Genomic DNA, 19120 nt, shown 5'->3' with positions numbered 1-19120 from the left:
TATGGGAAAAGTAACTGGATTTTTAGAATATGAGAGAACTGCTCCTGTAAAAGAAGATGCTAAAACGAGATTACAGCATTATAAGGAGTTCGTAGTTTCTTTCGAAAAAGAACAGGTTAAACAGGAAGCGGCCCGCTGTATGGACTGTGGTGTTCCATTTTGTCAATCGGGTTGCCCGCTTGGAAATGTAATTCCAGAGTTTAATGAAGCCGTTTATAAAGGAGAATGGGAGCTGGCTGCAGGTATTCTGTTAAGTACCAACAACTTCCCTGAGTTTACCGGACGTATCTGCCCGGCTCCATGTGAGTCTGCATGTGTACTGGGAATTAATAAATCTCCTGTATCTATTGAGGATATCGAGAAGCATATTATTGAGATTGCTTTCGAAAAAGGCTTTATTAAAGCCGATCCGCCAATGATCAGAACTGGTAAAAAGGTAGCCGTTATCGGCTCCGGACCTGCTGGTCTTGCTGCCGCTGCTCAATTGAACCGTGCAGGTCATGAGGTAGTTGTTTATGAAAGGGACGATACACCGGGTGGTTTATTAAACTACGGGATCCCTGATTTTAAATTGCAGAAAGATGTGGTGAGACGCCGTATCAGCCTGATGGAAAAAGAGGGTATTACGTTTAAATGTAATGCCAACGTAGGTGTAAACGTAGAATTGAACACCTTACTGAGAGAGAATCAGTCTATTGTACTGGCTGGTGGCTCTACTGTACCACGTGATCTGCCTGTAACCGGCAGAACAGCTCAAGGGATTCATTTCGCCATGGACTTCCTGAAACAACAGAACAAACGTGTAAGAAATTTTGCAATCGCACAGGAAGACATTCTCGCAACCGGAAAAGATGTAATCGTTATCGGTGGTGGTGATACAGGATCTGATTGTATCGGTACTTCTAACCGTCAGGGTGCACGTTCTGTTACGCAGTTTGAGATTATGCCAATGCCGGCTGAGAAGCGTACAGATAACATGCCATGGCCTACTTTTCCAATGTTATTAAAAGTAACCAGCTCACATGAAGAGGGTTGCAGCAGAGCATGGGGAGTAAATACCAAAGCATTCCTGGCAGACGAAAATAATAATCTGCGCGCACTTAGAATTGTAGATGTGCAGTGGGATATTGATGCGAACGGCAGACCTGTAAACTTCAAAGAAGTAGAGGGAACTGAGCGTGAGTTACCTTGCCAGCTAGTGCTTTTAGCGATGGGTTTCCTGTATCCGCAAAAAGAAGGACTACTGGAAAAACTGGGTGTCGAGTTTGACAACCGCGGTAATGTAAAAGCAGAAGAGGGTAAATATCAAACCAATATTGCCAAAATCTTTACTGCTGGTGATATGAGAAGAGGACAGTCGCTGGTTGTCTGGGCCATTTCGGAAGGCCGCGAAGCAGCGAGAAAAGTAGATGAATATCTGATGGGTGAGAGCAGATTGCCAACCAAAGATGGTATTCCCTACGCTTAAAGAGCTTTTAAAACCAAACCTATACTAACCAAGAAAGCCCCTGGATTTATTCAGGGGCTCATTTTTTCTCAGGAGTATCCGTTTATTTAACCAGCAGTCGCATCTTTGCATAGAAGTCCCAGAGGACAATTCCTGCCGAGATCACAATATTGAAAGAGTGTTTAGTGCCGAATTGTGGAATTTCAATGCAATTATCAATTACCGCCATTACTTCTTCACTCACACCATTTACCTCGTTCCCGAAGATCAGCGCATATTTCTCCTGCTGTCCCGGCTTAAATTCATGCAGATAAATACTATCTACAGCCTGTTCAATCGCGATAATTTTATAGCCATCTGCTTTAAGATCCTGAATGGCATCGAGCGTATTCTCATAATGTTTCCAGTCTACGGAAGCTGTCGCGCCGATAGCTGTCTTTTCGATTTCTCTATGTGGTGGCTGCGCAGTAATACCGCACAGGTATATTTTTTCAATGGAAAAGCCGTCTGCTGTTCTGAATGCCGATCCGACATTATTCATACTGCGAACATTATCCAGTACAACCACTACAGGTAATTTCTCCTGCTCCTTGAAAGCGGCTACATCTACACGGTTTAAATCTGTAGTCTTTAATTTCTGCATGGCGCAAAATTAAAATTAAATAGCAGATACGCCATGGCCTATTTCACTCTTATATACTTCGCATGCATAACCGATCTTCTGTAGATAGTCTGCCTTGATTTTCAGCTCGAAATCTTCCAGGCTTTCTTTTTTAACCAGGGCAATTGCACAGCCGCCAAATCCGGCACCCGTCATTCTGGCTCCGGTAACACCTGCATAATTTGCACAGAAGGCTACCAGTGTATCAAGTTCCTCACCGCTTACCTCATATAAGTTTTGAAGGGAATCGTGCGAGGCGAACATTAAACGTCCAAATTCTTCAAGATTGCCGGCATTTAAAGCTTTTGCAGCCAAACCTACACGGTCATTTTCGCGAATTACATGAGTCGCTCTTTTTAAAACAGTTTCGTCTGTGATCAGGTGGCTATGCAGAGCGAATTTCTCAGCGTTCAGCTCACATAAATTATTGAGGTGAATTTCCTGGTTGAGCGCTGCCAGTGCTGCTTCGCATTCTGCAACCCGCTCATTATATTTAGATTCTGCCAGTTCCCGGGGTTTATTCGTGTTAATAATAATCAGTTCATGGTCACCGATCTCGCAGTCTACTTGTTTAAAGTCAAGCGTATCGCAATTCAATAACATGGCTTTCGCTTTCTCGCCAAATGCAACTGCAAATTGATCCATAATACCGCTGTTCAGACCAATGAAATTATTCTCCACGTATTTACTAAGCTTAACCAGCGACAATTTATCTATATCCAGATTCAGGTAGGATGCCAATGCATAGGCTGTGAGAACCTCTATTGATGCCGAAGAGGAGAGCCCTGAGCCAATTGGGATATTACCGCTGAACAGAAAATCGAAACCGACTGGAATGGTATAATCTTTAAGCAATTCATTAATTACGCCCAGCGGATAATTATACCAGTCTTTACCTTCTTTTGTATAACTTTCCTGCATTGGAATTACAGCTTCTTCTTCGAAATTCAAACTTTTGAACCGGAATACTTTTTCCTGGTTGGGTGCAAGGCATAACAAGGTGCCCAGTGTAATCGCGCAAGGCATGACCAGGCCGCCGTTATAATCTATATGTTCACCGATTAAATTTACGCGTCCAGGGCAGAAAAACACAGCTTGAGGAGCCTGACCATAGGTGTCGGTAAATTTTCGGATCAATTCAGTTTTTATCATTTTATGTGTTCTGGTTCTAACAGCCGGTCTTTTCATACAGCAGACAAAGCCGTCTTTAAATTTATAAAACAAATCTGTTTATATCCTTATTTTACATAGAACGAGGATAATTTATCGTATTATTTGTAGTATTGTCTACGTAATATTAAAATATGAAAGAATCCCAGATCAGCACCGGAAAACATATCGATGGTAAAGAAATCTTTGCCCTAACCCTGAAAAACACTAAAGGAAGCGTCGTTAAAATCTATAATTACGGCGGAATTATCAGTGAATTTACGGTGATGAATGCAAAGGGCGAGTCGCAGGATATCGTTCTGGGGTTTGATGATCTGGATGGTTATCTGACAGAAGAATATCTCGCTGCTTATCCGTATCTGGGAGCAGTGGTTGGTCGTTTCGCCAACAGGATTAAAGACGGGCGTTATGAAATTGACGGAAAAGCCTATCAGATGGATAAAAGTCTGCATGGCGGAATTAAAGGTTTCGATCGTAAGGTTTGGGATATTCTTCCAACTATTGATCCCAGCGTAACCCTTCAATATGTAAGCCCTGCGGGTGAAGAAGGATTTCCGGGCAACCTGACGGTACAGCTTACGTATAAATTAAGCGACGATAATGAGCTGATCCTGGATTACAGGGCTTTTACAGATGCCCCTACACCCGTTAATTTGACACATCATACTTATTTCAATCTAGATCCGGATAAAGGAAGCGTAGCCGGAAATATTCACCGGATACCGGCCAGTAATTATCTGAAACAAGATGCAGATTACGTGCCTACGGGAGAATTGGTGCCCGTTGCAGGTACAATGCATGATTTTCTGGCACCAAGAGCTATCGGCGCTAACTGGAACCAGGATGAAGGTTACGACCAGAGTTTCGTGCTTGACAAACCTTACGGGGAATTTGGCATGGCCTCTGAGACTTTCGACGCCAGATCTGGTTTATTATTAAGTGTTTATACAACTGAGCCCATTGCTCATTTTTACACAGCTAAACATCTCCGTGTGAATGGCGGAAAGGGCGGTAGAAATTATGGCCCGGCAGATGCTTTATGTGTAGAAACGCAGCATGCACCGAATAGCGTGAATCTCCGGGATTTTCCGGATACGATTCTCAGGCCCGGTCAGGAATACCATCAGACCACTGTTTTTCAGGTAACTGTCAGGAAATAAGCGCCTGTATTTTTACAGATCAATAAGAGCCTGTTTAAATTTATGTTGTGAAAAATTATTAGATAAATTTTAAACAGGCTCTAACATTAGAAAGATTAAATTGCCAGCTCAATTTTAAAAAATTATGAAAGTAGATATCTGGTCGGACGTCAACTGTCCATTTTGTTATATAGGTAAAAAGAAATTTGAAACTGCATTAGCGCAGTTTGAGCATGCAGACGAGGTAGAGGTAGAATGGCATAGTTTCGAGCTTGATCCTCATGCGGTGACCAATACTGAATTGAATGCTGCACAGTTCCTGGCCGATAAAAAAGGACAGACACTGGAATGGGCAATCCAAATGCAAGATCATGTTAAAAATGCAGCTGCCGAAGTCGGCCTTCAGTTTGATTTTGACAAAGCTATTATGGCTAATTCTTTTAAGGCACATCGTTTAATTCAACTGGCAAAGTCAAAAGGGCTGGCTGACGAAGTTGAAGAAGCTTTGTTTATCGCAAATTTTACGGACGGTAAAAATATAGATGATCCTGCTGTTTTACTGGAATTGGGTAAGGAATCTGGTTTGCAGGCAGACGAAGTACAGGAAATGCTGGAAGGTTATGTTTATGGCGATGACGTAAGGGCAGATGAAGAGGCGGCATCCAAAATAGGTATTAGCGGTGTTCCGTTTTTTATCATCAACCAAAAATTGGCTGTATCTGGTGCGCAGGCTCCCGAGACCTTTCTGGGTGCATTAAACCAGGCTTATCAAACTGCTGCAGAAACTGGCTCGTAGCTCCGGACCCGCTTAAATCAATCCAAATGAACAGGAACCTCATTTATTTATTACTGCTGACAGGATGCTCGTTCTGCAGTCTTCAGGTATCTGCGCAATCGGGTTTGCAATGCCTGGATGACCGGATCCTGATAGATCTGTCTAATCACAGGACGCCTAAACAGACCGACTTCATGATGTTTATTTCGAAGTACAATGATGTAGTGAATTTTGCAGTACCTGTGGGCGTTCTTGCCGGCGGTATAATTGGAAATGATAAGGGGACCCGGCAGGATGCAGCTTATATTGCATCTAGCTCCGCGGTGAATGTGATTCTCACCATGGCGCTCAAAAAACTCTTTAAAAGGCCAAGGCCTTTTGCGGCAAATGTTAAAATTAATGCGGTGTATCAACCACCGCATTACTCTTTCCCATCCGGACATACTTCTTCTGCGTTTACCACTGCGACGGCTATTTCTCAGGTTCAGAACAAATGGTACATTACTGCACCCGCTTATCTCTGGGCAGGGGCTATAGGTTACAGCCGCATGTATCTTGGCGTTCATTATCCGACTGATGTTGCAGCCGGTGCTCTGCTGGGAACGGGTTCTGCACTTTCCATGCAGTTCATGAAGAGCGACCGCAAATAAACCATAACGTTGTTCTTTTCCGGAATTGCTATATTCGCAGCAATTACCAGCAAATGAATAGATTTTTTATAGCGTTTGTGGGCTGTTCTTTAGCCTCAATTGCTGCCTACGGGCAACAGGATACTACTAATAACCTGAATGAAGTGATGGTCAAAGAGAATCGGCTGAAGATTCCATTCTCTGCACAAAACCGGAATATATGGATCATAGACCAGCAGCAGATTAAAAACCTGCCATCACGGTCAATAACAGATCTGCTGGGATTCGTAAGTGGCGTGGATATCAGGCAGCGTGGCCCCGGCGGTGTGCAGGCAGACATTAGTCTGGATGGAGGAACATTCGACCAGACGCTAATTCTTGTTAACGGTGTGAAATTCTCTGATCCGCAGACTGGCCATCACATGATGAACCTCCCTTTTTCTGTAGATGATATTGACCATATAGAGGTTCTCAGAGGCTCTGCTTCCCGTATTTACGGTTTGAATGCTTTGACTGGGGCCATTAATATTGTGACTAAAACAGCAACCCGCTCGGGTGGATCGGCCCATGTTTTTGCAGGAAGCAGTTTCCGCAAGGATGATAAAAATGGAGATCTATACACAAATTATGGTATAAGAGCGTCTGGTTCTGTGGTTCTGGACGGTTCAACTCATCTGGTTTCTGCAGGTCAGGAGGCTGGAAACGGCTACAGGCATAATACTGCTTTTAATAACCAAAAAGTATACTATCAGGGAACTTTTAAAATTAAATCGGACGTGCTGGATGTTTCTGCCGGCTATATCCACAATAATTTCGGTGCTAATGGTTATTATTCTGCCCCGGGTGACCTGGAGGCTGAAGAAACAGTAAAGACAACTACTGCATCGGTCGGTTATCAGACGCAGATTACGTCCTTCTGGACTCTCAAACCAAGATTAACTTACAGGAACAACGTTGATGATTACCTGTATATTAAACAAACTCCCGACAAATTTCATAACCACCATGTGACGCAAGTTCTGGGTGCCGAACTGAATAATGTTTTTTCGACCGGTATAGGTGATTTTGGCTTAGGGCTGGAAGCAAGAAAAGAGTTGATCAATAGTACAAATCTTGGCAAACGGAACCGGACAAATGCTGGCATTTATGGCGAATACAAATTTGACCGGGTTAAAAACGTACTGATTAACATAGGAAATTACCTGAATTACAATTCTGATTACGGCTGGCAAGCTTTTCCAGGTATTGACGCTGGATATAATTTTGCCGGAAACTGGAAGGTCTTTGTAAATGCAGGTACAGGCCAGCGTTTACCGACTTTTACTGACCTCTACTATAAAGGGCCAACCAATATTGGTAATGCAGAGCTGAAAGCAGAACGTTCTGCTTATTTGGAATCTGGTCTTAAGTATAATGGTAAAAGGTTGAATTTGAATGCTAGCATATTTGAACGCCGGATTAATAACTTTATTGACTGGGTAAAAGCTGAAGTAACAGATCCGTGGCAACCAAAAAATTTCAGCAGATTGTCTACCAGGGGCTACACTTTGAGCGCAGATTATGCGGTTCCGGTTCAGGGGCAGGTTTTCACTTCAATCAGGACCGGCATTTCTTTAACGCACCTGGATCCCCGGATGAAAACGACATTAACAGATGCACTTATTTCCAGATATTCTGTGGAATCTCTGCGTAATCAATATACTTTAACCGTATCTGGAAGTCTTTGGGATAAGCTTGACATTAGTCTAACCTCCCGGTATGCGGAAAGAATTAATTACAAGGATTATGTAATTCTGGACGCAAGGGTTGGTTACCGTTTTAATAAAAGTACGCTTTACTGGGACGGTTCTAATCTGCTTAACGAACAGTTTAACCAGGCTGGGGCAGTACCTATGCCAGGTGTATGGACCACGCTGGGCTACAAAATTCAGTTCTGATTTATTTCTTGTCCTATGGTAAGATTTAAGCCAGCCAGGGGGCTTAAATTTGTATAACAAAAAATTAAAGATCATGGCACAGACAGTTTTACATACCGCAGATTCAAGAGGCGGTGCAGATCACGGATGGTTAAAAAGTTATCATACTTTTAGTTTTGCCGGTTACTATAATCCTGAACGTCTGAATTTTGGCGCACTCAGAGTATTGAATGATGATCGTGTAGACGGGGGAAGAGGTTTCGGCGAACACCCACATGATAATATGGAAATTATCTCCATTCCTTTGGAAGGTAGTTTGGAACATAAAGACAGTATAGGTAATGTCGGCGTAATTGATCCCGGAGAAATTCAGGTGATGAGCGCGGGTACCGGCATCTATCATGCTGAATATAATAAGAACAAAAATGTTCCGGTTAAATTTTTGCAGATCTGGATATTTCCGAACAAACGTAATGTAGAACCAAGATATGATCAGCAGATCATTCAAACGGCGACTCACCCGAATGAACTGGTGCAAATTTTATCTCCTGATAAAAATGACCAGGGTGTATGGATACATCAGGATGCCTGGTTTAATATGGGAAATCTGGAAAAAGATCATCAGGTTGTTTATAATTTCCACAAAAAAGAGAGCGGTGTATATGTTTTCGTACTGGAAGGTAGCGTATCTGTAGATGGACAAAAATTGGCAACCAGAGATGGTTACGGTATTTGGGATACCAGCGCAATTGAAATTACAGCGGATACTGACGCCCGAATTTTATTGATGGAAGTTCCTATGGAATTTTAATATGGAAAAGGAAATCTCGATTCTGGTTATCGGTGCACATGAGGAGATCTTAACGGTGATCCTGCGTCTGCTTAATAAAATGGACAATTGGAACGCGATAGGTGTAAATTCCTGCGAGGAACTAATTAAACAATGCAGCGGAAAAAACTTCAGAGTTGTGCTGCTTGGTGGAGGGCTTTCTGCAGAGCAGGAGCAGGCCGTTAAGCAATATGTCATTGAGAAGTGCCCGGACACTACGCTTGTACCGCATTATGGAGGCGGAAGTGGCTTATTATATGCAGAGATTTACGGCGCATTGAAAACTGCCTAAAAATAAAGACATAAAAAAACCGGTCATTGACCGGTTTTTTTATGTCTTTATTTTTGGTTAAGCGTTTTTAACGGCATCTTTTGCATCGGATGCGTCGTTTTTAAGGTCTTTCGCTGCCGATTTTGCATGATCAACTGCATTATCTTTTGCATCTTTCAGGTCTTCAGCAGCGTCTTGAGCTCTTTCTTTATAACCCTGGAATTTATCTTTGGCAGTGTCAGCTAAATGATCTGCACTGTTCTTAATTTTTTCTTTATAGCTACTTAGTTTTTCTTTGGCACTATCGGTCAAATCTTTTGATTTGTCAGCAATCAGGTCTCTGGTCTCTGAACCGCTTCCTGGAGCAAATAACACCCCTAATGCTGCTCCAACTGCTAAGCCTGCTAATAATGCGACTAAAACCGGGGTTTTATCTGTGTTTCTGTCCAAATGGTCATTTAATAGTTTCCTGTAATTCATGGCGTTTTTTTTATTTATTTAATTCTAATTAATTGCTGATTCCTGTTACTCGCTGTACAACAGCGTTATTTTGTAGTTAACTATTCAAAAACCAGTCCATAATGACAATCAACAAAAAAAAATATTTATAATCATTTAGTACCTGCTTATTTTGTCAATAAACAGGTACTTTATATTTTAAATCTGACTGGTATTATTTTGTTCAATTATCTGCTGGGATTTTTTGTATTCAATGGATAATTTACCATCACCCTCTATTAAAAAGCAAAAAAGTGCGATAAGTACTGTTGCCGACAACCACAATTCTGAATAGGGGCGCATAATGTGCCCCGGCATATTCACGAAAAATACTGCCGTGAAGAGTATTGGAATATTCAACAGACAAAATAAACGAGTATTCGACCCCAACGCAATTAACAGGCCCCCGATAATATGGAGGGCAATAATTGTATGCGCGATCAAACTAATCGAAACCGCTGTCCCCAGTCCGGCATTGTCCATTAAATCTGTAAATGCATGAAGGTTCATTGCGAATGCAACGCCTTTCCAAATAAGGGTAATTCCTAAAGCAATTCTAAAATAATCTACCCATTGCGGATGATTCCTATCACCCCATTCCTGAATTTTTGATACGATTTCCATAATACAAATTTTTGGTTAGCTTAATGAATGTAACAATAAATATTTGGTATTCAATGTGTTGAAAGAACTATTTTTGGGAACGTAATTTGTTTAGATTTTTTTTATGTTTATCTGATTTCTGGCTTTTGTTTTGTACTTTGAATGCCCTATGAAATTATCCCTTATTCTGCTTTCCGGATTATTTTTTCCAGGCATTTCAATGGCCCAGTATACAGATTCTGTGAGCCATCATTCTAAACCAAAAGTTGTAGAATTTATTCCAGCCGCCGCCGCCGTAGGTTATGGCTTTATAGCTTTAAACAATAATACGCTCAGAAGGTTTGATAATTACATTCACGAGCAGACCAATAAGCGTCATCCTGGCTTTAATACTTCTGCTGATGATTACCTGCGTTATCTGCCTATAGTGGCAGTTTATGGACTGGATCTGGCCGGTGTGAAAGGGAAACATAATTTTGTAGATAAATCTGCTTTACTTTTAATTTCAGGAACGTTAACCATGGGCTCGGTACACCTGCTTAAGAGCAGTAGTAACCGAATGCGCCCGAATGGTTTAAACGACTACTCTTTTCCTTCGGGTCATACGGCTACCGCATTTGCTTCAGCTGAATTTCTTAGACAGGAATACGGAGATGTATCTGTCTGGTATACAATAGGTGGGTACTCTGTAGCGACCGCTACCGGTGTTCTGCGGATGTATAAAAATTATCATTGGTTTAGTGATGTTGTTGCCGGCGCAGGATTGGGTATTTTATCGACAAAGTTCGCCTATGTTATCTACCCTTCAATCCGTAAATGGGTTACTGGAAAAGACCAGTCTAATTTCGTCATGATGCCAGTTTATCAGAACAGGGCCGCAGGGTTCGCGTTTTCAGGAAAGTTTTAGATAGTTTTGTCTCAAATTTCCCATACAAATGATAGAACCTACATTATATTTCGAAACCGTCAACAGAAACTCCATCCTGATTAAAGCTAAGAAGCCTTTTTATGACTGGATTAATTTTGTAGATCCTGAATTTCCGGTAATCCCTGAAGATGAGGGTACCATATATCTGATTAAAGAACTGCAGACCAAAGCTAAGATTGAGAACTGGCTGAAGAGGAATTTTGACCAGATCTTCCGGAATGAACTTAATGATTTTCATACCGACGAACAGGACTGGCCGCAAACCAGAACATTTAAAGTGTTCAAGGAATGGTTTTCATATGAAATCTCATCTATGATCGTCGATATGGTAGATAAACCACTAGAAAAACAGTAGACTATTTTCGGTTTTCCCTCTTCTTTATGTCTGTAATTCCTTATTATTGAATTATGAACTCCAGCCTACCGGAAAACCCTGAAAAAAAACGTCTTCTGGCTCATTATTCAAACCAGGAAAACTGGTTAAAATGGGGCCCTTACCTGAGTGACAGACAATGGGGAACTGTGCGTGAAGACTATAGTGCAGACGGTGATGCCTGGAATTTCATCACGCATGAAATGGCCAAAAGTAAGGCTTTTAGATGGGGCGAAGAAGGGCTTGGCGGCTTCAGTGATGAGCGCCAGCGGTTCTGTGTCGGCCTGGCGCTTTGGAATGGCAGGGACCGGATCTTAAAGGAACGGTTATTTGGCCTCACTAATGGTCAGGGAAATCACGGAGAGGATGTGAAAGAAATCTATTATCATATTGATGGTACTCCTTCGCATAGCTATATGAAAATGCTGTACAAGTATCCGCTGCAGGAGTTTCCTTATGAAAAGCTTGTCGTAGAGAATGCCACCCGTACAAGACTTGAACCCGAATTTGAAATTATTGATACCGGCTGTTTTGATCAGAATGAATACGCAGATGTTTTTATTGAATTTGCGAAAAATGATACGGAAGATCTCCTTTTTAAATATACAGCGTATAACAGGGGAACGACTGCTGCAAGGCTCGATCTGATCCCTCAGCTGTGGTTCCGTAATACCTGGAAGGCAGATCCGGCTGCAGAAAGGCCTGAGATCCTGAATCAGGGTAAAAATACGTTATATATCCGCTCTTCAGATCCAGGTGATTATCACTGTTATGCAGATGGAAACCCGGAATTTCTTTTTACAAATAATGAAACCAGTAACCAGTTATTATATCAGGTACCGAATACCAGTCCTTATTTAAAGGACGGAATAAATGAGCGGATCGTCAATAACCAGAATGAGGCTGTTAACCCGGCGGGATGTGGCACTAAGGCAGCGGTATGGTATAAAACGATATTGGAGCCGGGAGTTGCTTTTACAGTTCGGCTGAGATTGAGTAAATCACGCCTGACAGATCCATTTAATGACTTTAATGCAATTTTTGAGCAGCGGGTTTCCGAAACTGATGTTTTCTACGACGGCCAGCTTCCTGAACATTGTAAAGGAGATGAGCTCAACGTCAAAAGACAAGCGCTTGCAGGTTTATTATGGAATAAACAGTTCTATAGTTTTGAAGTGAACCGCTGGTTAAATGGCGACCAGGGTGTAGTAAAGCCCCCGGCAATTAGAAAAAAAGGTAGAAATTCGCACTGGAAACATTTTGCCGCAAATGATATTCTGTCCATGCCCGATAAATGGGAGTATCCATGGTTCGCAGCATGGGATCTTGCTTTCCACTGTATTAGTTTTGCAGCGCTTGACGCAGATTTTGCAAAGAAGCAACTTTTGTTGCTCGTTAGTGCAAATTATATGCACCCGAACGGGCAGCTTCCGGCTTATGAGTGGGACTTTGGTGACGTAAACCCACCGGTGCATGCGTTGGCTACATGGCATGTTTACAAGGCAGATAAGAAGGATAAAGGCCGGGGTGATTTTAAGTTTCTTGTTGAAATGTTTAATAAACTCCTCCTTAATTTCACGTGGTGGGTTAACCAAAAAGATAGTGAAGGAAACAATATTTTTGAAGGTGGTTTCCTCGGTCTTGACAATATTGGTGTGTTTAACCGGAGCCAGCCGGTTCCGGGGGGTGGATTCCTGGAACAGGCGGACGGTACCAGCTGGATGGCTATGTACGCCCTGAATATGATGGAAATAAGTATGGAACTGGCAGTGGAGGATGATGCCTACGAAAGTATGGTAGTTAAATTCAGTGAACACTTTTTATATATAGCAGGTTCCATGGCAATTATGGGCGAGGATTCTTCTGGCCTTTGGGATGATGATGACGGCTTTTATTATGATATGCTCCGCAAGCCTGACGGTACCGCTGACAGACTTCGTCTGAGAAGTATGGTGGGACTGATCCCGATGTTCGCCCAGATCTTATTCGAGGAAGATAAATGGCTAAAACTGCCGCAACTGAAAAGCCGTTTAGAGTGGTTTTCTAAAGAGAGGTCAGACCTGGTATCTCTGGTAAGTCACTGGACGGATACCAAAGGAAATAATGAACACTTGCTCTCGCTGTTAAGAGGGCACCGGATGAAGCTATTGCTCAGAAGAATGCTGGATCCTGCTGAATTTCTGAGTGATTACGGCATCAGATCTCTTTCGGCAATTTACAGGGACGAACCATTCCGCTATGAGCTGGAAGAGCATAAATTTGAAGTAGATTATCTGCCTGCCGAAAGTGATTCAGGTATGTTTGGTGGTAACAGCAACTGGCGTGGACCGATCTGGATGCCAATGAACTATCTGATGATCTCCGCCCTGCGCGGTTTCGAAGAATATTATACAGATGAATTCAAAGTGGAATATCCAACCGGAAGCGGCCAATATTCGAGTCTTTCGGAAATCGCAGATCAGATCAGTCTGCGCCTGAAACAAATCTTTTTAAAGAACGAGGCCGGAGAACGACCCGGAATGGGTGGCAACCCCAAGTTTCATCATGATCCTTATTTTAAGGATTATATACTGTTCCATGAATACTTTGACGGTGATCATGGAAGAGGGCTTGGGGCAAGTCATCAAACTGGTTGGACAGCGCTGATTGCACTGTTGTAAATGTTTCTCCATTCTTTTAATCTTAAACATGTCTTATTCTTATCAAAGAATTGTAGTCAAAATTGGCTCCAATGTATTAACTCTTTCTAATGGTTTACCCGATCTGGAGCGCATAGCGCATCTGGTTGATCAGATTGCCGCACTCAAAAAAAGAGGCCTGGAAGTTATACTAATCTCTTCTGGAGCAGTAGCATCTGGCCGAAGTATGATTACTATCCCTGAAAAAAAGGACAACGTTGCTGCCAGACAATTACTGGCCTCTATTGGTCAGATTAAATTGATTAATACGTATTTATCCTATTTTGAGAAGCATGGGATTCTATGTTCCCAGGTTCTGGTTACTAAGGAAGACTTCAGGGATCGGCTTCATTACCTGAATATTAAAAACTGTCTCGAGATCTTGCTGAAACACCGGGTAGTGCCGGTTATAAATGAAAATGACGTCGTATCGGTTACAGAATTGATGTTCACTGATAATGACGAGTTAGCTGGCCTGGTCGCTTCCATGCTGGAAGCGGACGCATTAATTATCTTGTCTAACGTGGACGGTATTTATACCGGAGACCCCAATCTTCCAGGTTCCGTGGTTATCACAGATGTCAGAAAGGGGAACGAGGAGATTCAGTCCGGCATCAGCATTTCTAAATCTTCATCTGGTCGTGGGGGGATGGTCACTAAATTAGGCATGGCTAATAAAGTCGCGAGTCTGGGAATTCCAGTACATATAGCGAATGGTAAAAAGGATCATATCTTAAGTTTAATTCTCGATAAGAAAATAGAACACACCTATTTTCATCCGGAAAAACAGGTTTCAGGAAAGAAAAAATGGATCGCTCATGCCTGGGAATCTGCAACAGGAAGTATAACAATTAACCAGGGGGCCAAAGAGGTTCTACTTTCCGGCCAGGCCAGAAGTTTGCTTCCTGTAGGTATAACAGAGGTGTGTTCGGATTTTAAAAAAGGTGATATCATCCGCATAATGGATACCAGCTTTAAACTTATTGGTGTAGGTATAGCAGAATATGGTGCTGATAAGGCCAGGGAAAGAACCGGCATCAAAGGGCATAAAGCCCTGGTCCACTATAATTATTTTTACCTCGTAGACTAATCTGCAGGCACAGTTTCCGTCGCAAACGGAATAATCAATGACGCAACTAATCATGGAATATATACAACAATTTGAGCTTGCCCGCGAAAGCAGCAAGCAAATGCATAATTTATCTGCTGAACTTGTCAATAAGGTATTGACGGATCTTGCAGAAGAAATAGTTAAACAAACGGTAGAGATATTAAAAGCTAATCAGCTTGATCTAAACAATATGGATCATTCTGACCCTAAATATGACCGGTTATTATTGAACCCGGATAGGGTGGCCGCTATCGCTGCCGACATTCGCAATGTGGCCACTCTTAAAAGTCCGCTAGGTGAAGTGCTGGAAAATAAAGTAATGGAAAATGGTCTCGATATCTCTAAAATTCGGGTGCCCTTAGGTGTAATCGGGGTTATTTATGAGGCAAGACCAAATGTAACGTTAGATGTGTTCGCATTATGCCTGAAAACCGGCAATGTAGCTATACTCAAAGGCGGAAAGGACGCGGATGAGACCAATCGTGCACTTTTATTGATTATCCATAGCGTTTTAGCAGAAAACAAAGTGGACACTGGTGTCGTAACGCTTTTGCCGGCAGATCGCAAGGCTACAGAAGAGCTGTTATCTGCGAGGGCTTATGTAGACGTGATCATTCCACGTGGCAGCCAGGGATTAATTGACTTTGTCCGCGAAAACAGTAAAGTTCCTGTTATTGAAACAGGAGCCGGGATCGTACATACTTATTTTGATATTTCCGGAGATCTGGAAAAAGGTAAGGCGATTCTTTTCAATGCTAAAACCAGGCGTGTAAGCGTTTGTAATTCGCTGGATTGTTTATTGATTCATCGCGAACGGCTGAATGATCTGGCAATGCTGGTAGCACCTATGGCAGGAAAAGATGTTCAGCTATATGCCGATCCTGCGGCTTTTGAAGCGCTGAAAGGTATTTATCCTGAAGGCCTGCTGCACCAGGCAGGACCTGAAGACTTCGGTACCGAATTTCTGGATTACAAATTAGCGATAAAAACGGTATCGGAGTTAGACGAAGCATTAAGACATATCGCTTCATTCAGCTCCAGGCATAGTGAGGCAATTATAGCCGAAGACGATCAGAAACAGACCTTATTTTTAAATGCAGTAGATGCTGCCGCCGTGTATGTAAATGCTTCTACTTCCTTTACTGACGGCGGCCAGTTTGGAATGGGTGCGGAGATCGGAATTAGCACACAAAAGTTACACGCCAGAGGTCCTATGGGTCTTTCAGAACTGACTAGTTATAAATGGATAGTCAGAGGAAATGGCCAGGTACGTTAGCTTGAAGCCAGCGACTTAGGTATCTGATAATGTATTTAGCTTACTTTATCAGCATGCCGTAAAAAAAACACCATTTAAATGAGTTTTTAGCCCTTAACTACCACTCATTATATTATTTTTGCAATCATAAAAAAAAGAATACATTATCAATCCTTCCATGACCAGTAAAAGTTCTAATTCAGATAAAGAAGCAGTCGATGTTGTGTTAATTGGCGCAGGTATTATGAGTGCTACCTTAGGAGTTCTCCTAAAAGAGTTATCACCCGATCTGAAGATCGGTATTTATGAGAGGCTAGGTGTAGCGGCAGCAGAAAGTTCAGATGCATGGAACAATGCAGGAACGGGCCACTCTGCGTTCTGTGAACTAAATTACACGCCTCAGTTGCCTGACGGAAGTGTTTCTACCGATAAGGCAATTGCAATTGCCGAGTCTTTTGAAGTGTCGAAACAGTTCTGGTCTTTTCTGGTTCAGAACAAAATGGTGGATTCTCCTGATAACTTTATCAAAAGTATTCCTCATGTGAGCTTTGTATGGGGAGAGAATAATGTTGATTTTCTGCGTAAGCGTTACGAAAATCTACAGCAATGTGAATTGTTTAAAGAAATGACTTATTCTGAAGATCCGGCTCTTTTAAAAGAATGGATGCCTCTGGTAATGGAGAACAGAGATCCGGCAGATAAAGTTGCTGCCACGCGCATGACCTTAGGTACTGATGTTAACTTCGGAGCATTAACGCGTATGATGTTCAGTAAATTACAGCTTAAATCTAATGTATCTATGGAGTTTAACCAGGAGGTGCGCAAGCTGAAAAAGAAGAACGGGTTGTGGGAGATAAAAGTTAAAAATGAACTCACTGGAAAGAAGAAAGTCATAGAGGCTAAGTTTGTATTTATAGGCGCTGGAGGTGGCTCTTTACCATTACTTGAGAAGTCTGATATTCCTGAAGGTAAGGGTTTTGGCGGCTTCCCGGTAAGTGGACAGTGGCTGAAATGTACAAATCCGGAAGTGATTGAAAAGCATAATGCCAAGGTTTACGGTAAGGCGTCTGTTGGTGCGCCGCCAATGTCTGTACCGCATCTTGATACGAGAATGATTGATGGTAAGAAGGCTTTATTATTTGGTCCTTATGCGGGTTTTTCAACGCGGTTCTTAAAGAACGGTTCATTAATGGATTTACCACTTTCCATTAAACTCAATAATATCCGTCCAATGATTGCTGCAGGCCTTGATAACCTGCCTTTAACTAAGTATTTGATTGACCAGGTTCGACAAACGCCTGAGGATCGTCTTGCTGCTTTAAAGGAGTATCTTCCCTCTGCAGAGATGAAAGATTGGGAGCTGGAAACTGCGGGTCAGCGTGTTCAGGTGATTAAAAAGGATGCTGAGCACGGTGGTATTCTGGAGTTTGGTACTGAAGTGGTTGCGGCTGGAGACGGGTCTATTGCCGCATTATTAGGTGCTTCGCCGGGTGCATCTACCGCAGTGTCAATTATGGTCACCTTGCTGGAAAAATGCTTTAAAGAGGAAATGAATACCAAAGAGTGGCAAAATAAGCTTAAACATATGATTCCTTCTTACGGCCAGGCTTTAAGTAAGAACCCGGAATTAAGTAAAAAAATAAGGCTGCAGACATCTGAAACGCTGAATCTTAGCGTTACTCAGTAGGTTGATGTTTCCATCTTCTGTGGCTCCACAGCCAGTAGGTGGGATCTGAAAGGATAGTCTGTTCTAGAAAGCGGGCATGAAGTAAAGTTATTTCATGCCTGTTTTTTTGCGCTGGATTTTCCAGCAGGGGAACACAATCCAATTCATAATACCCTCTTTTAACTACTTTTACTTTAATATAGAAAATAGGCCGGCCTGTCTTAATGGCTATTTTTTCGATGCCTTGCTGAAACGAAGTCTGCTGATTCAGAAACGTAATCCATTCATGTGATTCGTGTTTACCGGGCGCCTGATCGTTTCCAAAACAGAATAAACTGGCCTTATCTTTTGTGGCTGCAATTTCTCTTAGCGTTTGACGCATAGGGACCATACGGTTACCAAAACGCGTTCGAATATGCTTGAACCATTTGTCGAATACAAAATTGTTAAGTGGCTTGTATATAGCGTAACTATCTCCATTAACATTTAATCCAATCGCCAAAGTTCCACCTTCCCAGTTTCCATAATGAGCTGAACACGCTAATACGCTTTCACCACGATCCAGATACGCATTAATAAGATGTGCATTTTTGAATTTATAATGTTTGTTAAGCGTATTTTTAGAGATAGTGGCCATCTTGATTATTTCCATAATCACATCGGCAAGGTAAGCAAAGTACTTTCTCTCATAATTATCAAGTTCCTTGTCGGTCCAGCTGGGGAAAGAATTTTTAAGGTTGGTCCTCACTACCTTTCTTCGATATTTTAATACGCGGTAGACGAAAAAGAATAAGATATCAGATATTCCATATAGCACAAACATAGGAAGACAAGAGAGCATGTAGAGGAAAAATATGGCTATATAGGAGTTAAGCTTTTGCAGCATGAATCTTTATTTGGCTGCAAACATAGATTTATTCCCCTAAATGCCCGCGGTTTTACAGTTATTTATGTGCGAATTTTAGTAATTTATTTGTTAATGTGGTTAAAAACAAAGTGGTTTTTGATATACTTATTGAAGTATTTGCCCTTGGAACGGGCTATTAGCATTGCTTCATAATATTCTTCAGGCACATCAAGATACTGATACACATTACCAGAAAGAAAATTGACTGTCAATATTCTTTCTGAGTAATTGTAACTAAAACGCTGAATGACGGTAGAAGGCATG

The 19120-nt window shown here is 42.0% G+C and carries 19 protein-coding genes; 13 read left to right on the top strand and 6 right to left on the bottom strand.

From position 1 onward, the window contains the following. Nucleotide 1 precedes the first annotated feature (1 nt). Complete coding sequence (locus BLR53_RS02590) at nucleotides 2-1468, top strand: glutamate synthase subunit beta (protein ID WP_074586880.1); 1467 nt, start codon at nucleotides 2-4, stop codon at nucleotides 1466-1468. A gap of 82 nt (nucleotides 1469-1550) precedes the next feature. Here BLR53_RS02590 and BLR53_RS02585 read toward each other — a convergent pair whose 3' ends face one another. Together BLR53_RS02585 and BLR53_RS02580 are read right to left on the bottom strand one after the other, a co-directional pair. Beyond that, the gene (locus BLR53_RS02585) at nucleotides 1551-2090 is read right to left on the bottom strand and encodes an RNA methyltransferase (protein ID WP_074586878.1); all 540 of its coding nucleotides are present in this window, start codon (nucleotides 2088-2090) and stop codon (nucleotides 1551-1553) included. Nucleotides 2091-2105: 15 nt separating this feature from the next. Then, entirely contained in the window at nucleotides 2106-3260 is a 1155-nt protein-coding gene (locus tag BLR53_RS02580; protein WP_143007805.1) for a galactokinase, read from the bottom strand. Nucleotides 3261-3412: 152 nt separating this feature from the next. Between BLR53_RS02580 and BLR53_RS02575 the strand changes: the two genes are divergently transcribed. From BLR53_RS02575 to BLR53_RS02550, 6 genes are all read left to right on the top strand, one after another. Further along, nucleotides 3413-4438: an aldose epimerase family protein gene (locus tag BLR53_RS02575; RefSeq protein ID WP_074586875.1), complete on the top strand. Its 1026-nt coding sequence runs from the start codon at nucleotides 3413-3415 to the stop codon at nucleotides 4436-4438. A gap of 124 nt (nucleotides 4439-4562) precedes the next feature. After that, nucleotides 4563-5213, top strand: a complete 651-nt coding sequence (locus BLR53_RS02570) for a DsbA family oxidoreductase (protein WP_037437850.1) — start codon at nucleotides 4563-4565, stop codon at nucleotides 5211-5213. Between the two features lie 26 nt (nucleotides 5214-5239). Next, nucleotides 5240-5842: a phosphatase PAP2 family protein gene (locus tag BLR53_RS20215; protein ID WP_074586873.1), complete on the top strand. Its 603-nt coding sequence runs from the start codon at nucleotides 5240-5242 to the stop codon at nucleotides 5840-5842. Between the two features lie 53 nt (nucleotides 5843-5895). After that, the gene (locus tag BLR53_RS02560) at nucleotides 5896-7758 is read left to right on the top strand and encodes a TonB-dependent receptor plug domain-containing protein (protein WP_074586871.1); all 1863 of its coding nucleotides are present in this window, start codon (nucleotides 5896-5898) and stop codon (nucleotides 7756-7758) included. A gap of 73 nt (nucleotides 7759-7831) precedes the next feature. After that, on the top strand, nucleotides 7832-8548 hold the full coding sequence (locus BLR53_RS02555) for a pirin family protein (RefSeq protein ID WP_074586869.1): 717 nt from the start codon (nucleotides 7832-7834) through the stop codon (nucleotides 8546-8548). A gap of 1 nt (nucleotide 8549) precedes the next feature. Then, complete coding sequence (locus tag BLR53_RS02550) at nucleotides 8550-8858, top strand: hypothetical protein (protein WP_074586867.1); 309 nt, start codon at nucleotides 8550-8552, stop codon at nucleotides 8856-8858. Between the two features lie 57 nt (nucleotides 8859-8915). Here BLR53_RS02550 and BLR53_RS02545 read toward each other — a convergent pair whose 3' ends face one another. Both BLR53_RS02545 and BLR53_RS02540 read right to left on the bottom strand, forming a co-directional pair. Then, nucleotides 8916-9317 carry a YtxH domain-containing protein gene (locus BLR53_RS02545; RefSeq protein ID WP_074586864.1) on the bottom strand — a complete coding sequence of 134 codons (402 nt, stop codon included), beginning with the start codon at nucleotides 9315-9317 and terminating at the stop codon, nucleotides 8916-8918. A gap of 177 nt (nucleotides 9318-9494) precedes the next feature. Next, the gene (locus BLR53_RS02540; RefSeq protein ID WP_074586859.1) at nucleotides 9495-9959 is read right to left on the bottom strand and encodes a DoxX family protein; all 465 of its coding nucleotides are present in this window, start codon (nucleotides 9957-9959) and stop codon (nucleotides 9495-9497) included. Between the two features lie 148 nt (nucleotides 9960-10107). Between BLR53_RS02540 and BLR53_RS02535 the strand changes: the two genes are divergently transcribed. From BLR53_RS02535 to BLR53_RS02510, 6 genes are all read left to right on the top strand, one after another. Next, nucleotides 10108-10845, top strand: a complete 738-nt coding sequence (locus BLR53_RS02535; RefSeq protein ID WP_074586855.1) for a phosphatase PAP2 family protein — start codon at nucleotides 10108-10110, stop codon at nucleotides 10843-10845. Between the two features lie 28 nt (nucleotides 10846-10873). Then, nucleotides 10874-11221, top strand: coding sequence for a hypothetical protein (locus tag BLR53_RS02530; RefSeq protein ID WP_037437810.1), 348 nt, complete (start codon nucleotides 10874-10876; stop codon nucleotides 11219-11221). Nucleotides 11222-11274: 53 nt separating this feature from the next. After that, nucleotides 11275-13899 (top strand): MGH1-like glycoside hydrolase domain-containing protein, encoded by a 2625-nt coding sequence (locus BLR53_RS02525; protein ID WP_074586852.1) that lies wholly within the window; start codon nucleotides 11275-11277, stop codon nucleotides 13897-13899. A 28-nt stretch (nucleotides 13900-13927) separates the two neighbouring features. Continuing rightward, on the top strand, nucleotides 13928-15007 hold the full coding sequence (proB, locus tag BLR53_RS02520; protein ID WP_074586850.1) for a glutamate 5-kinase: 1080 nt from the start codon (nucleotides 13928-13930) through the stop codon (nucleotides 15005-15007). A 37-nt stretch (nucleotides 15008-15044) separates the two neighbouring features. Beyond that, complete coding sequence (locus BLR53_RS02515; RefSeq protein WP_244889439.1) at nucleotides 15045-16304, top strand: glutamate-5-semialdehyde dehydrogenase; 1260 nt, start codon at nucleotides 15045-15047, stop codon at nucleotides 16302-16304. A gap of 157 nt (nucleotides 16305-16461) precedes the next feature. Next, the gene (locus tag BLR53_RS02510) at nucleotides 16462-17970 is read left to right on the top strand and encodes a malate:quinone oxidoreductase (protein WP_037437808.1); all 1509 of its coding nucleotides are present in this window, start codon (nucleotides 16462-16464) and stop codon (nucleotides 17968-17970) included. Here the strand turns inward: BLR53_RS02510 and BLR53_RS02505 are convergent. After that, nucleotides 17960-18835: a lysophospholipid acyltransferase family protein gene (locus BLR53_RS02505; protein WP_074586848.1), complete on the bottom strand. Its 876-nt coding sequence runs from the start codon at nucleotides 18833-18835 to the stop codon at nucleotides 17960-17962. The two genes, BLR53_RS02510 and BLR53_RS02505, sit on opposite strands and share 11 nt — an antisense overlap. Nucleotides 18836-18918: 83 nt before the next feature. Continuing rightward, nucleotides 18919-19119, bottom strand: a complete 201-nt coding sequence (locus tag BLR53_RS02500) for a KTSC domain-containing protein (RefSeq protein WP_074586846.1) — start codon at nucleotides 19117-19119, stop codon at nucleotides 18919-18921. Between the last annotated feature and the right edge of the window lies 1 nt (nucleotide 19120).

Source organism: Pedobacter antarcticus, from assembly GCF_900103515.1.
GTDB classification, from domain to species: domain Bacteria; phylum Bacteroidota; class Bacteroidia; order Sphingobacteriales; family Sphingobacteriaceae; genus Pedobacter; species Pedobacter antarcticus.
This window is presented reverse-complemented; position numbering and strand designations above follow the sequence as displayed.

Excerpts from the sequence above, each read along its gene's own strand:
- BLR53_RS02590 (WP_074586880.1), top strand. The coding sequence starts at position 2 with ATGGGAAAAGTAACTGGATTTTTAGAATATGAGAGAACTGCTCCTGTA.
- BLR53_RS02585 (WP_074586878.1), bottom strand. The coding sequence starts at position 2,090 with ATGCAGAAATTAAAGACTACAGATTTAAACCGTGTAGATGTAGCCGCT.
- BLR53_RS02580 (WP_143007805.1), bottom strand. The coding sequence starts at position 3,260 with ATGATAAAAACTGAATTGATCCGAAAATTTACCGACACCTATGGTCAG.
- BLR53_RS02575 (WP_074586875.1), top strand. The coding sequence starts at position 3,413 with ATGAAAGAATCCCAGATCAGCACCGGAAAACATATCGATGGTAAAGAA.
- BLR53_RS02570 (WP_037437850.1), top strand. The coding sequence starts at position 4,563 with ATGAAAGTAGATATCTGGTCGGACGTCAACTGTCCATTTTGTTATATA.
- BLR53_RS20215 (WP_074586873.1), top strand. The coding sequence starts at position 5,240 with ATGAACAGGAACCTCATTTATTTATTACTGCTGACAGGATGCTCGTTC.
- BLR53_RS02560 (WP_074586871.1), top strand. The coding sequence starts at position 5,896 with ATGAATAGATTTTTTATAGCGTTTGTGGGCTGTTCTTTAGCCTCAATT.
- BLR53_RS02555 (WP_074586869.1), top strand. The coding sequence starts at position 7,832 with ATGGCACAGACAGTTTTACATACCGCAGATTCAAGAGGCGGTGCAGAT.
- BLR53_RS02550 (WP_074586867.1), top strand. The coding sequence starts at position 8,550 with ATGGAAAAGGAAATCTCGATTCTGGTTATCGGTGCACATGAGGAGATC.
- BLR53_RS02545 (WP_074586864.1), bottom strand. The coding sequence starts at position 9,317 with ATGAATTACAGGAAACTATTAAATGACCATTTGGACAGAAACACAGAT.
- BLR53_RS02540 (WP_074586859.1), bottom strand. The coding sequence starts at position 9,959 with ATGGAAATCGTATCAAAAATTCAGGAATGGGGTGATAGGAATCATCCG.
- BLR53_RS02535 (WP_074586855.1), top strand. The coding sequence starts at position 10,108 with ATGAAATTATCCCTTATTCTGCTTTCCGGATTATTTTTTCCAGGCATT.
- BLR53_RS02530 (WP_037437810.1), top strand. The coding sequence starts at position 10,874 with ATGATAGAACCTACATTATATTTCGAAACCGTCAACAGAAACTCCATC.
- BLR53_RS02525 (WP_074586852.1), top strand. The coding sequence starts at position 11,275 with ATGAACTCCAGCCTACCGGAAAACCCTGAAAAAAAACGTCTTCTGGCT.
- proB (WP_074586850.1), top strand. The coding sequence starts at position 13,928 with ATGTCTTATTCTTATCAAAGAATTGTAGTCAAAATTGGCTCCAATGTA.
- BLR53_RS02515 (WP_244889439.1), top strand. The coding sequence starts at position 15,045 with ATGACGCAACTAATCATGGAATATATACAACAATTTGAGCTTGCCCGC.
- BLR53_RS02510 (WP_037437808.1), top strand. The coding sequence starts at position 16,462 with ATGACCAGTAAAAGTTCTAATTCAGATAAAGAAGCAGTCGATGTTGTG.
- BLR53_RS02505 (WP_074586848.1), bottom strand. The coding sequence starts at position 18,835 with ATGCTGCAAAAGCTTAACTCCTATATAGCCATATTTTTCCTCTACATG.
- BLR53_RS02500 (WP_074586846.1), bottom strand. The coding sequence starts at position 19,119 with ATGCCTTCTACCGTCATTCAGCGTTTTAGTTACAATTACTCAGAAAGA.